2 protein-coding genes and 1 pseudogene are annotated in these 14829 nt (G+C 69.8%); all 3 read left to right on the top strand.

Annotated elements, in window-relative coordinates:
- On the top strand, positions 1 to 7866 hold the full coding sequence (locus CLV01_RS22170; RefSeq protein WP_099735074.1) for a non-ribosomal peptide synthetase: 7866 nt from the start codon (positions 1 to 3) through the stop codon (positions 7864 to 7866).
- Positions 7863 to 12275 (top strand): non-ribosomal peptide synthetase, encoded by a 4413-nt coding sequence (locus tag CLV01_RS22165; protein WP_099735326.1) that lies wholly within the window; start codon positions 7863 to 7865, stop codon positions 12273 to 12275. The genes CLV01_RS22170 and CLV01_RS22165 overlap by 4 nt, the downstream gene beginning before the upstream one ends.
- 95 nt (positions 12276 to 12370) lie before the next feature.
- Positions 12371 to 14806: pseudogene (locus tag CLV01_RS29260) on the top strand (amino acid adenylation domain-containing protein); the annotation flags it as partial.
- Positions 14807 to 14829 lie beyond the last annotated feature (23 nt).

Raw genomic sequence — 14829 nt, 5'->3', positions numbered from 1 at the left:
ATGACAGCACCGCAAGATATTCAGTCCCTGCGCGCCCGGCTCAGCCCCGAGCAGCGTGCCCAGCTCGAGGCCCGCCTGCGCGGCGGCGGCAGCCCGGCCGTGCGCGCTGGCCAGGACATTCCACGCCGCGATCCGGCCAGCCCGGCCCTGCTGTCCCATGCCCAGCGCAGCCTCTGGCTGACCTGGCAGCTGGCGCCCGACAGCCCGGCCTACAACCTGGCCGGCAGCCTGGACATGGAAGGCCCGCTGGACGCGGGGGCGATGGCTGCGGCGCTGGACGATCTGGTGGCGCGGCACGACATCCTGCGCACGCGGATCACGGCCGGCGACGATGGCCAGGCGCTGCAGGCGGTGCAGCCGATGCAACCGGACGGGGCCACGTCGCTGCAAATGCCTGTGGTCGATATGCCAACGCAGGCTGCGCTGGAAGACGCATTGGCCGGCTTCGCGCAGACGCCTTTCGCCCTTGACCGCCAAGCGCCGCTGCGCGCCTGCCTGTACCGCCTGGACGCGCAGCGCCATGTGCTGGCGCTGTCGCTGCACCATATCGCGGCGGACGGCTGGTCGCTGCGCATCCTGGTCGACGAGCTGCTGCACTGCTACGAGGCCCGCTTGCGCGCGCAGCCCCCCGCACTGGCACCCATGCCCATCCAGTTCGCCGACTACGCGGCCTGGGAACGCCAGCGCCTGGACGGTGGCGAGCGCGAGCGCCAACTGCGCTACTGGCGCGAACGTCTGGGTCAGGAACACGCGCCGCTGGAGCTGCCCCTGAGCCATGCGCGCGGCGCCGTGACCGGCGCGGCCGAGGGCCGGCACCGCTTTGTCTGGCCCGCCGAGCTGTCCGATGCGGTGCGCGCGCTGGCGCGGGCGCGCGGCGCCTCGCTGTTCATGACCATGACGGCCTTGCTGGACCTGTTGCTGTACCGCCTGAGCGGCCAGCGCCGCATCCGCGTGGGCACGCCCATTGCCAACCGGGGCAAGGCCGAGACGCATGGGCTGATCGGCTATCTGCTCAACCTGCAGGTGCTGCAGGTCGATGCCGCACCGCAGATGGGCTTTGGCGAACTGCTCGAACAGGTGCGCCAGGCCGTGCTGGATGCGCAGCAGCATGCCGACCTGCCGTTCGACATGCTGGTCGAGGCGCTGGCGCCCGAGCGCCTGCCGGGCGTGCATCCGCTGTTCCAGGTCAAGTGCACGCAGCAGGACGCCATGGAGCGCGAGCGCAGTGCCGCCGGCGTGCGCGTGCGCATGCAGACACTGACGGCAGGCCAGGCGCATTTCGACCTGAGCCTGGACTTCACCGACCGGGCCGAGGGCATCGAATGCGTGTTCATCCACGACACGGGCCTGTTCGATGCGCAGCGCATCGCCGTCTTCGCGGACAGCCTGACCCGCTGCGCCCGGCAGGTGGTGGCCGCGCCCGATGCCGCGCTGGCGGCCATTGCGCTGGCCGACCCGGTTGACGTGGCTGACGGCGGCGAGGCTCCCCAGGCCGCAACCGTGCTTGCGCTGTGGAATGCTGCTGTTGAACGCCAGGGCCTGGGCATGGCGCTGCGCGCCGAAGCGCGCACCGCATCCTTCGTGCAGCTGGACCGCGCGGCCAACCGCCTGGCCGCGCAGCTGCGCGCGCAGGGCCTGGGACAGGAAACCCGCATCGGCGTGCTGGCGCCACGTTCGCCCGAGCTGGTGCTGGGCATGCTGGCCGTGCTCAAGGCCGGCTGCGTCCATGTGCCGCTGGACCCCGAGCTGCCGGCCGAGCGCCTGGCCTACCAGCTGCACGACTGCGGCGCACGCCTGCTGCTGGCGGCGCAGCCCGTGGCGTGGCAGCCGGCGATTCCTGTCTGGCCGCTGGCACTTTCCGACGACATGGAGCCTGAAGCCACCACGCAGGAGCCAGTCACGCTCCACCGCGATCAGGCCGCCTACCTCATCTACACCTCGGGCTCCACGGGCCAGCCCAAGGGCGTGGTGATCAGCCACGGCGCGCTGGCCAACTATGTGCAGGGCGTGCTGGCCCGGCTGGACCTGCCGGCCAGCGCCTCCAGCATGGCCATGGTGTCCACCGTGGCCGCCGACCTGGGGCATACGGTGCTGTTCGGCGCGCTGTGCTCTGGGCGCCTGCTGCACCTGATGGCCCCTGAGCGCGCCTTCGATCCCGATGCCTTTGCGGACTACATGCACACGCACCAGGTCGATGTGCTCAAGATCGTGCCCAGCCATCTGCAGGCCCTGCTGAACGCTGCCCGGCCCGCGCAGGTTCTGCCACGCCATTGCCTGGTGCTGGGGGGCGAGGCGACGGGCTGGGCGCTGCTGGAGCGCATCACCGCGCTGCAGCCCGCTTGCCGCGTGCTCAACCACTACGGCCCCACCGAGACCACGGTGGGCACGCTGACCCAGTCCGCAGACCAGGCCGACCGTGCAGCCGCCAGCCTGCCCATGGGCGTGCCGCTGGGCGGCACCGTGGCCCATGTGCTGGATGCGGCGCTGCAGGCCGTGCCTGCGGGCCTGCCGGGCGAGTTGTTCATTGGCGGAGCGGGTCTGGCGCGCGGCTACCAGGGCCGGCCTGCGCTCAGCGCGGAACGCTTTGTGGCCAGCCCCTTCGAGCCCGGCCTGCGCCTGTACCGCACGGGCGACCAGGTGCGTCAGCGTGCCGACGGCAGCCTCGAATTCCTGGGCCGTCTCGACGGCCAGGTCAAGATCCGTGGCTTCCGTGTGGAGCCCGGCGAAGTTGCCCAGGCGCTGCGCGAGCAGCCTTCCGTGCGCGAGGCCGAGGTGCTGGCTCTGGCCAGCGAAGACGGCCAGCTGCGGCTGTGCGCCTATCTGGTGCGCGAACCGGACCAGCCGGGCGACCATGACGGCCTGCGTGCAGCGCTGGGCGCACGGCTGGCCGACTACATGCTGCCAGCGCACTTTGTCGATCTGCCTGCCATGCCGTTGACGGCCAACGGCAAGCTTGACCGCCGCGCGCTGCCAGCTCCTGTGCCGCAGGCGGCAACGGCTGCCACCGACGGGGGCCAAGCGCCCCAGGGAGCCACCGAGCAGCTGCTGGCCGAGATCTGGGCGCAGGTGCTGCGCACCGAGGCGCCCAGCCGCCATGACAACTTCTTCAGCCTGGGGGGCGACTCCATCCTGGCGCTGCAGATCGTGGCGCGCGCACGCAAGCGCGGCCTCAAGCTCACGCCCAGGCAGCTCATGGAGCAGCAGACCATTGCCGCGCTGGCCGCAGCCACGGGCGGTGCCGTGGCGGCCGCACCAGCTGCGCCCACCGCCCCGGCAGCCCCGGCCGCTGAAGCCGGTGCAGCATTTGGCCTGACGCCTGTGCAGCACTGGTTCTTCGAACAGGCCTTTGCGCAGCCCCACCACTGGAACCAGTCTGTGCTGCTGACTTTGGGCGAGGTGCCGGACCTGGCGCGCCTGCGCACGGCGGTCGATGCCGTGGTCACCCAGCATGAGGCGCTGCGCCTGTGCTTCGCCTGCAAGAACGGGCGCTGGACGCAGTGCGTGGGTGCCGCCCCCGCGCAGGCGCCGTTCGAAACCCAGGACCTGTCGGCCGAGCGTGACGCGGGAGCGGCCATTGCGCGCACCGCCGCAGCGCTGCAGACGACGCTGAGCCTGGAGCGGCCATTCAAGGCCGTGTGGCTGGATCTGGGCGGCACGCGCTCGGGCCGGCTGCTGCTGATCGCCCACCATCTGGTGGTGGATGCCGTCTCCTGGCGCATCCTGGTCGAGGACCTGCAGACCGCCTATGCGCAGCTGGGCAAGGCCCAGGCTGTCGATCTCGGCCCGCGCACCAGCGCCTTGCGGGAATGGGCGCAAGCGCTGCAGTCGCGCGCCGCACAGTCCGCAACGCAGGCCGAACTGGCCCATTGGACCGAGACGCTGGCGCAGGCCGGCGCGCCGCTGCCCGGCCACGCCGCAGGCAGCAACACCGTCGCGGACACGGTCACGGTGGAGTGCAGGCTGGGCGAGGACCTGACCGAACAATTGCTCAGCGAAGTGCCGCCGGCCTACCGCACCCAGATCAACGACGTGCTGCTGACGGCTCTGGCACGCACGCTGTGCGCCTGGGACGGGCGCGACAGCGTGCTGGTCGAACTCGAAGGCCATGGGCGCGAGCCCTGGAGCGAGGATATGGACCTGGCCCGCAGCGTGGGCTGGTTCACCACGCTGTACCCGGTCTGCCTGCGACCGGGTGCCGACGCCGAGCCGGGCGCGGGCCTCAAGGCCATCAAGGAGCAACTGCGCGCCGTTCCCGGCAAGGGCCTGGGCTACGGGCTGCTGCGCCATCTGGCCCCCCAAGGAACGCAGCTGCCGAAGCTGCAGCCGCAGCTCACCTTCAACTACCTGGGCCAGCTGGACCAGGCGCTGGACGGTGGCCTGGGCTGGCGGCTGGCGCGTGAGCCGGTGACCGGCCAGCGCGCACCGCAGTCGTCGCGGCGCGCCTGGCTGGAAGTGGTGGCCTGCATACAGCGCGGCGAGCTGGTGCTGCAGTGGCACTACAGCGCAGCCGTGCACGATGGGGCGACGGTGCAGGGGCTGGCCGATAGCTTCCTGGGCGAGCTGCAGGCGCTGATCGCGCACTGCGTGGACGGCGGGCGCGGCGTGACGCCCAGCGATTTCCCGCTGGCCGGGGTCTCGCAGCAGCGGCTGGATGCGCTGGCTTTGCCGCTGGACAGCCTGGAGGATCTTTATCCGCTGACACCCACCCAGGCCGGCCTGATGTTCCACAGCCTGTCCGATACGCAGGAGACGGTCTATGTAAACCAGCTGCAGATGGACATGGACCGGGTAGACCCTGCGCGCCTGCGCGAGGCCTGGCAGTCGGCCAGCGACCGGCACGAAATACTGCGCACCGGCTTTCTCGACGGGCAAGGCCTGCTGCAGTGGGTGGCACGCCGAGCAGACCTGCCCTGGACCGAACATGACTGCAGCGGCCAATCCGATGCCGCGCAGGCCGCCGCGGCGCTTGCTTCGAGCGAGCGCGAGCGCGGCTTCGACCTCGCGCAGCCGCCGCTGATGCGTCTCGCGCTCGTGCGACTGTCCGCTCAGAGGCACAGGCTGATCTGGACCCGCCACCATCTTCTGCTCGACGGTTGGAGCAGCTCGCAACTGCTGTCCGAAGTTCTGCAGCATTACGCGGGCGACCGGCCCGCAGCTCCTGCGCGGCGCTACCGCGACTTCATTGCCTGGCTGGGTAGACGCGATCCGCAGGCGGGTCAGGCCTGGTGGCGTGAACAGCTTGCGGCGCTACCGGCTCCCACGCGCCTGGCGCCGGCCATGGGAGCTCACGACAGGCGGGGAGCATCGATCGCAACGGGCCATGCCACGCTGGACGTGGCGCTGGACCGGCCGGCCACGCAGGCGCTGATGCGCTTTGCGCGCGAAGAGCGCGTGACGCTGTCCACGCTGGTGCAGGCGGCATGGAGCCTGCTGCTGTCGGCCTGCACGGGCCAGCCAGCCGTGGTTTTCGGCTCGACGGTGGCGGGCCGGCCTGCCGAACTCGATGGCGCCGAGCGGACGCTGGGGCTGTTCATCAACACCTTGCCAACGGTGGTCTGTGTTGATGCGGGCCGCGAGGTGGGCGACTGGCTGCGTGCCCTGCAGGCCAACGGTGTGGCCGCGCGCGAGCATGAGCACACGCCGCTGTACGAGATACAGCAATGGGCAGGCGCTGGTGCCGAAGGCTTGTTCGACAGCATCGTCGTCTTCGAAAACTATCCGCTGGGCGAGGCGCTGTCACAGGCTGGTGGCGCAGGCGTCGTGCTGGAAAGCGTGCGCAGCAGCGAGCAGACCCACTACGCCATGACCGTGGTCGTGCACCAAAGTGACAGCCTGCGCCTGGGGCTGGACTATGCGTGCGCGCAGTTCAGCGAAGCGCAGGTCCGGCAGTTGTGGGACCGCCTGCTGTATCTGCTGCTGCAACTGGCCGCGTCCTCTGGCCGCCGCGTGGGTCAAGTGGTGCCCGCCGAGCCGGCCGAAACCGCAACGCTGGCCCAACGCGGCAGGCCGCAGCCATGCCTGGCTCCGGCCCAACCGCTGCACCAGCGCTTCGCGGCCCAGGCCCATCTTCACCTCGCAAGGCCGGCACTGGCTTTTGGCCCGTACTCCCTGAGCTACGCTGAACTCAACGCCCGGGCCAACCGCCTGGCCCACTGCCTCATCGCCCTGGGCGTGCGCCCGGAGACGCGCGTGGGCATTGCCATGCAGCGCTCGGTGGAGATGGTGGTCGGCCTGCTGGCCATCCTCAAGGCCGGTGGCGCCTATGTGCCGCTGGACCCGGACTACCCTGCCGATCGTCTGGCGCACATGGTCGAGGACAGTGGCATTGCCCTGGTGCTGACGCAGGCTGCGGTGCGCGAGCGCATTCCCGGCGCTGTCGCCTTGCAGGTGCTGGAGATCGACACGCTGGACCTGTCGGGAGAACCTGGTACCGATCCGCAGGTTGAAGTGAACCCGGACAGCCTGGCCTATGTGATCTACACCTCGGGCTCCACGGGCCGCCCCAAAGGCGCGCAACTGAGCCACCGCAACGTGGCACGGTTGCTGGACGCCACCGATGCCTGGTTCGGCTTTGGGCCTGACGATGTCTGGACCCTGTTCCATTCCTACGCCTTCGACTTCTCGGTCTGGGAGATCTTTGGCGCGCTGTGCACGGGCGGCCGGTTGGTGGTGGTGCCGTACTGGGTCAGCCGCTCGCCCCAGGACTTCCTGGCTTTGCTGCGTGCGGAGCGCGTAACGGTTCTCAATCAAACACCTTCGGCCTTTGGGCAACTGATGTATGCGGTTGAACAGGAAGATGTGAACGAGCAGGGCGGCGCTGGCCTGGCGCTGCGCCATGTGGTCTTCGGCGGCGAGGCGCTGGAGCCCGAGAGCCTGCGGCCCTGGTTCGACCGCTTCGGTGACCAGAGCCCCCAACTCGTCAACATGTACGGCATCACCGAGACCACGGTGCATGTGACGTACCGGGAGATCACCCGGAAGGATCTGGAGGGCGGACGCAGCCCCGTGGGCGTGGCGATTCCGGACCTGGGCCTGTACGTGCTCGACGGCAGCCTGAACCTGCTGCCTCAGGGTGTGGCCGGGGAGCTGTACGTGGCGGGCGAGGGCTTGGCACGCGGCTATCTCAACAGGCAAGGACTGACGGCAGAGCGCTTCATTGCCAACCCCTTCGCGGAGTCCGGCGAGCGCCTGTACCGCACGGGCGACCTGGTGCGCTGGAACGCTCAGGGCGAACTCGAATACCTGGGCCGTGCCGACCAGCAGGTGAAGATCCGGGGCTTCCGCATCGAGCTGGGCGAGGTGCAGTCGCAACTGCTGGCCCAGCCTGAAGTGCGTGAGGCGTTGGTGCTGGCCAAGCAAAGCGCAGGCGGGGCGCGATTGGTGGCCTATGTCTCGCTGAATTCGCCAGCCGAAGACGGTTTGCTCAAGGACCGGCTGGGCCATGCGCTGCCCGACTACATGGTGCCCTCGGCCATCGTTGTGCTCGATGCCCTGCCGTTGACGGCCAATGGCAAGGTGGACCGCAAGGCCTTGCCCGGGCCCGAGCTGGCGGGTGCGCAGGTCTACGAAGCGCCGCAGGGCGAGGTGGAGCAGATGCTGGCGCGCATCTGGGCCGAAGTGCTGGGCGTGGAGCGCGTGGGACGCCATGACAGTTTCTTCGAGCTGGGCGGGCATTCGCTGCTGCTGGTGCAGATGCTGGCGCGTGTGCGCACCGAGATGGGCACGGACCTGGGCCTGGCCTACGCGCTGCGCCATCCGGTGCTGTCCCAGATGGCCCAAGGCCTGAGGGAGCAGCAGGTCCGGTCCGAAAGCCTGCCGCTGGCAGCGCTGGAATCCTTCATAGACGGTTTGGAAATCGCACCATGACACAGAACCAGTTCGACAGCATTGCGCGCAAATTCGCCCTGCTGCCGCCCGAGCAGCAGCGCCTGGTCTATCGCAAGATGCGAGAAAGCGGCGTGGACATGCGGCAATTGCCGATTCCGCCGCGTACCCAGGCATCGGCGCAGGACGGCCTTCCCCTGTCCTATGCGCAACTGGGCCAGTGGCTGCTCTGGCGCATGGAGCCGGCCAGTTCGGCCTACCACATCGGCACGGCGCTGAAGCTGTGCGGTGCGCTCGACGCCGCTGCGCTGCGCGAGAGTTTCCAGGCACTGATCGGCGCGCACGAGTCGCTGCGCACGGTGTTCGACGTGGACGGGCAGGGCCTTCCCTACCAGCGCGTGCTGGCACAGGCCGAGCCGGACTTCGTGCAGGAGAACCTTGGCGAGGCGGCACCCGCCCGCCAGCAGGCCTTGCTGGAGGCGCGCTGCGCGCAGCTGGCCCGCCAGCCCTTCGATCTCGGCACCGGGCCGCTGCTGCGCGTGCGCCTGTTCAGGCTGGCCGACGATGTGCATGTGCTGGCCATCGTCATGCACCACATCGTCTCCGATGCCTGGTCGTTGCAATTGATCGTCAATGCCCTGGTGGACCAGTACCGGGCCCGTGCCACAGGCGCCGTGCAGGCGCTGGAGAGCGCCGCCCTTCAGTATGCGGACCATGCGCTGTGGCAGAAGTCCTGGCTGGACGCTGGAGAGTCGGAGCGCCAACTGGCCTATTGGCGTGACACGCTGGGGAACGATTCACCCCTGGTCGAACTGCCTGCGGACCATCCCCGGCAGGCCCGGCCATCCTATGAGGCGGCCCGCCATCTTGCTTGCGTGCCCGATAACCTGGCCCGGGGCCTGCGCGAAAGGGCCTGCGAGGAGGGGTGCACCGTCTTCACACTCCTGCTGGCCGCCTTCCAGGCGCTGCTGTACCGCCATACGGGGCTGCAACACATACGGGTGGGCGTGCCCATGGCCGGGCGCGACCATGCGCAGACCCAAGCAATGGTGGGCATGTTCGTCAACACCGTGGTCATCGGCACGCAGGTGGGCGGTGGCAGCAGCCTGCGCCATCTGGTGGAACAGGTGCGCTCGGCCGTGACGGGCGCGCAGTCGCACCAGGACCTGCCTTACGAGCAACTTGTCCAGGCGCTGCGTCCCGGGCAGGGTACGTTGTTCCAGGTGATGTTCAACCATGTGCACCATGACGATGCGGCGCTGGCCCGGCTGCCCGGACTGAGCGTCACCCCCATGGAGTGGGGCGGCCAGTCGGCCCAAGTCGAACTGGCGCTGGACATTCTGGAAGGTGCCGATGGCCGGCTGCAAATGCGTTTCAGCTACGCCAGAGAGCTGTTCGAACCGGATTCGGTGGCGCGCTGGCAGGCGCACTATCTGTCCTTGCTCCAGGCCCTACTGCATTCGCCCGACCAGGCGCTGGGCAATCTGTGTTTGGTCGACGCCGAGCCTCTGAGCCGTCTGCAGGGGTGGGCAAGGGGAGAGGGCTCCCGGTTGGCCGACGGCCTGGTCCACGAACTGATCGCCCGGCAGGCGCAGGCCCATCCCGATGCGCCTGCGGTGATTGATGGTGGCGCAACGCTCAGCCATGGTCAGCTGCAGCACCGTGTCGATCGCGCCGCGCGCCTGCTGGTGGCGCATGGCATCGGCCCCGATTGCCGGGTGGGACTGGCTCTGCCGCCCTCGGCCGACATGATCGTGGGCCTGCTGGCCATCATGAAGGCCGGCGCCGCCTTCGTGCCGCTGGACCTGCGGCATCCGCCGCAGCGCCTGGCCCATATGCTCATGGACAGCGGCGCGACCTGTCTTCTCACCCAGCCCGGACAGTCGCCGGAGCTGGATACCGTGTCCCTGGTGCTGACATTGGACGCACCGATGCCTGCAGGCGCCCGGCCTGCGCAGCCGCTGCCGGCCGTGCATGCGGACAGCCTGGCCTATGTGATCTATACCTCGGGCTCGTCGGGGCGTCCCAAGGGGGTGGCCGTGTCCCATGGAGCCCTGGCCATGCATATCCAGGCCATGCGCGAATTCCATGGCATGCAGCGCCAGGACTGCGGCCTGCTGTTCGCCTCCGTGGGCTTTGACGCCGCCTGCGAGCAATGCATGGTGCCGCTGGTCAGCGGGGCGGCCGTGCTGACGGGGGATGCGCGGGCGTGGACGGCGCGCGAATTCGTGGCAAGAACGGCCGAGGCTGGCGTCAGCGCGCTGGACCTTCCGCTGGGCTATCTGCGGCTGCTTGCCGACGAGCTGGGCTGTCCTCTGGAATTGCCCCGGCTGGAGCGTTGCATCATCGGCGGCGAGGCCCTGCCGACCCAAGGGCTGTCGCTGGCCCGGAGGATGTTCCCCGGCGCCCGTATCTTCAATGCCTATGGCCCGACCGAGGCCGTGGTCACGCCGTCCATCTCGGATGTCAGCGAGGTCACTGACGTGGGCGCCCATGCGCCCATAGGCCGGCCCGTGGGCGAACGCGAGGCCTGGGTGCTGGATGCCGACATGCAGCCCGTGGCGCCCGGCATGGCCGGAGAGCTGTACCTGGGCGGCCAGGGGCTTGCGCGCGGCTATCTCGGCATGCCCGCGCTCAGCGCGGAGCGCTTCGTCGCCCACCCGCTGGGCGAGCCGGGCAGCCGCCTCTATCGCAGCGGCGACCTGGCGCGCTGGCGCGCCGATGGCCAGCTCGAATTCCTGGGACGCGTGGACCAGCAGATCAAGCTGCGCGGCCTGCGCATCGAACCCGGCGAGATCGAGGCGGTGCTGCTGGCGCAGCCTGGCGTGCGCGAGGCCGTTGTCATGGCTGACGCCGTTGGCGCGCGGCTCGTGGCCTACGTGTCGGCGCTTGCAGGGCAGACCGTGCAGGCAGAATCTCTGCGCGCGCAGCTGGTGCATGTGCTGCCCGACTACATGGTGCCCGGCGCTGTGGTGGTGCTGGACAGGCTGCCCCTGACGGTCAATGGAAAGATCGACCAGAAGGCCCTGCCGGCCCCCGTCCAGGCATCGGTGACCTGGGAGGCTCCCCAGGGGGCGCAGGAGGAGATGCTCGCCGGCATCTGGGCTGGCCTGCTGGAGGCCGGGCGCATCGGCCGCCAGGACCATTTCTTCGAACTGGGCGGGCATTCGCTGCTGGCCATCCAGGTGGTCGAGCGCCTGCAGCGCGCCGGCTGGCAGGCCGAGGCGCGCGACCTGTTCCGGCAGCCGAGACTGCAGGATTTCGCTCTGACGCTGCGGCCTGCGCAAAAGGCACAGGAAGACGGCGCCGCGGCGGCTTCAGGGGTGCCCGAGGGGTGCGAGCGGCTGGAGCCCTACATGCTGCCGCTGGTGGCTCTGCAGCCCGGTCATCTGCGCGCCATGGAGGCCGCCATCCCGGGCGGCGCGGCCAATATCCAGGATGCCTATCCGCTGACGCCCTTGCAGGAAGGCATTCTGTTCCATCACCTGGTGCAGTCGCATGGCGACAGCTATGTGACCCACTGCCTGCTGGGCTTTGATTCGAAGGCCCGGCTGTTGGCTTTCGTGGAGGGGCTGAACCAGTGCATCGCGCGCCACGACATCCTGCGCACGGCGGTGCTCTGGGAGGGGCTGCCGCAGCCGGTGCAGGTGGTCTGTCGGCAGGCTCCGCTGCGCCTGGAATGGCTGCCCGAAGGCGATGGACCCGTCACCGCTGAACAGCGGCTTGCCGCGCTTGTGGACCCGGCTGAGTTCCGCCTCGATGTGCGGCAGGCTCCCATGGTTCGGGCCATTGCCGCCTTCGATCCCGCGCATCAGCGCTGGCTGCTGCAACTGCCCAGCCACCACCTGGTAATGGACCATACGGCGCTGGAGCTGCTGGTGGGCGAGGTGGGGCTGATCCATCAGGGCCGGACCGATCTGCTGCCCGCGCCCGTTCCCTTTCGCCGGTTCGTGCAGCTGGCGCGCGACGAGGCCGCGCTCCAGGGCCATCAGGCCTTCTTCTCGGAACTGCTGGGCGATGTGGACCAGCCCACGGCGCCCTTCGGCCTGCTGACGCTGCAGGAGCCGGTGGCCGAGCACCGGCTGGCACTGGATGCCGGGCTGGCGCGCGCGCTGCACGGCTGCGCCCGAGGTCGGCAGGTCAATCCGGCCACGCTGTTCCATCTGGCGTGGGCCCTGGTGTTGGCCCGGGTCAGCGGCACGCAGGACGTGGTGTTCGGCACCGTACTGTTCGGCCGCATGCAGGCCGCGCAGGACATGGGCCGCGCTGTCGGCATGTTCATCAACACGCTGCCGGTGCGCCTGCGGCTCGGTGGCGCAGGCCTTGACGGATTGCTGCGCCAGACCCGCGACTGCCTGGCCGGACTGCTGGCGCATGAGCATGCCCCCTGTCGCTGGCCCTCAAATGCAGCGGCCTGCCCGGCACCACGCCGCTGTTCAGCAGCCTGCTGAACTACCGGTACGGCCAGGGCGGGGATGGGGCGCCGGCCGGCTGGGAAGGCATCAGCGTGCTTTCGGCCCGCGAGCGCACGACCTATCCCGTGGCCATGTCGGTGAACGACCAGGGTGGAGGCTTCACGCTGGCCGCGCAGGCCGCCGACGCCGACCATGCGCGGCGGCTGTGCCTGTACCTGGAGCAGGCGCTGCAGGCCATGGTGCAGGCCCTGGCCGAAGGAGGGCGCACCCGCGCCTGCGGCCTGGACCTGCTGCCGCCGCAGGAGCTGCTGCAGCTGCAGCGGTGGAGCACCAACACACGGCGCTTCGACGAGGGACCGCCGGTCCACCGCATGTTCGAGGCCAGGGCCGCCCAGGCGCCCGAGGCCATCGCCCTGGTCTGCGCGGACCAGGTCCTGTGCTACGGCGAACTCAACCACCGGGCCAACCGGCTGGCCCACGCACTCATGGCCCGGGGTGTAGGACCCGAGTCGCGCGTGGGCATTGCCATGGAGCGCTCCATCGGCATGGTGGTGGCACTGCTGGCCGTTCTCAAGGCCGGTGCTGCCTATGTGCCTCTGGACCCCGACTACCCCGCCGAGCGCCTGCGCTACATGGTGGACGACAGCGGCATCGCCTTGCTGCTCACCCACGGCCACCTGGGCGCGCGCATGCCGCAATGGCCTGAAGCCGTGCAGGTGATGGAGCTGGATGAGCCGGCGCCCGAAGAGGCTGGAAGTGCCAACCCCGATCCAGCGCTCAGCGCGGAGAACCTGGTCTATGTGATCTACACCTCCGGCTCCACCGGGCGGCCCAAGGGCGCGGCCAACCGCCATGGCTCGCTGCGCAACCGGCTGCTGTGGATGCAGCAGGCCTATGGGCTGCAGCCATCTGACGTGGTGCTGCAAAAGACACCCTTCGGCTTCGATGTCTCGGTGTGGGAGTTCTTCTGGCCCCTGATGCATGGCGCCAGGCTGGTGCTGGCCGGTCCCGGGGAGCACCGCGACCCCGAGCGGCTTGCCGAGCTGATCGAGCGACACGGGGTAACCACGCTGCACTTTGTGCCGTCCATGCTGCAGGCCTTTTTGCAGCATGCGGATCTGGCGCGCTGCGCCAGCCTGCAGCGCATTTTCTGCAGTGGAGAGGCCTTGCCCGCCGAAGCGCAGGCCGGGGTGTTCGCGGGCTTGCCGCAGGCGGGCCTGTTCAACCTCTACGGGCCCACCGAAGCGGCCATCGACGTGACGCACTGGAGCTGCCGCGACGACGGGCGCAGCCAGGTGCCCATAGGCCGTCCCATCAGCCAGACCGGCGCCCATGTGCTGGACGCAGATCTGGGCCCGGCGCCCGTGGGCGTGGCCGGCGAGCTGTACCTGTCGGGTGCGAACCTGGCGCGCGGCTATCTGCACAGGCCGGCTCTCAGCGCAGAGCGCTTCGTGGCCAGTCCGTTCGGCGACGGCGAGCGCCTGTACCGGACGGGCGATCTGGTTCGCTGGCGGGTCGACGGGGAACTGGAATACCTGGGCCGCATCGACCTGCAGGTGAAGATACGCGGCCTGCGCATCGAACTGGGCGAAGTCGAGGCGCAACTGCTGGCCCAGCCGCAGGTGCAGGAGGCTGTGGCGGTGGCGCGCCAGGGGCCCGGCGGCATGCGGCTGGTCGGCTATGTCAGTGCGCGGCCCGGGCAGGCCATCGATGTCCAGGCACTGCGCGCGGCGCTGGCGCGCACCCTGCCCGAGTACATGGTGCCTGCCTTGATCGTGCAACTGGACGCGATGCCGCTCAATGCCAACGGCAAGCTCGACCGCAAGGCGCTGCCCGAGCCGGACGCACAGGCCGATGCCGGCCACGAGGCGCCGCAGGGCCCCGTGGAGCAGACCCTGGCCCGGGTCTGGGCGCAGGTGCTGGGCATCGAGCGCGTGGGGCGCCAGGACAATTTCTTCGCGCTGGGCGGGGACTCCATCCTCAGCCTGCGCGTGGCCGCGCTGGCGCGCCAGCGCGGCTTGCAGGTGTCGCCCGCCCAGATCTTCGAGAACCAGAGCCTGGCGGCGGTTGCGCAGGCCCTGGGCGATGGGCGGCTGCCGTCGCTGGAAGGCATCGCACGCCATGCCGCGCAGCCGGTGCGGGCACCCTCATCGGCTGAAGCGCGGCAATGGTTCCTCTGGCGCCTGGAGCCCGACAGCTCGGCCTACCACATCGCGGCCACCTGGACGCTGCGCGGCGCGCTGGACCGGGAGGCCCTTCGCCGCAGCTTCGCGGCGCTTGCCCTGCGCCATGAGGCGCTGCGGACCGTGTTCCCGCAGGGACCGTCAGGACAGCCGCAGGCCGTGGTGCTGGAGGGAGCCCAACCGGACTTGCGCGTGATCGACCTGACCGTCGTCCCGCAACCGCAGCGCCGGGCCGATGCGGCCGCTGAACTCCAGCGGCTGGCCGGGACGACATTTGACCTGGCCGCAGATCCGCCCTGGCGCGTGAGCCTGCTGGCCCTGGGGCCGGATGAGCACCGGCTTGCCGTGGTCATGCACCACATCATTTCCGATGGGCAGTCCATGCAGATTCTGGTCCAGGAGCTGCT

It is taken from the genome of Delftia sp. 60 (genome assembly GCF_002754395.1).
Lineage (GTDB): Bacteria > Pseudomonadota > Gammaproteobacteria > Burkholderiales > Burkholderiaceae_C > Comamonas > Comamonas acidovorans.
The sequence above is the reverse complement of the archived record's forward strand: the minus strand, read 5'-3'. Positions and strand labels throughout refer to the sequence as shown.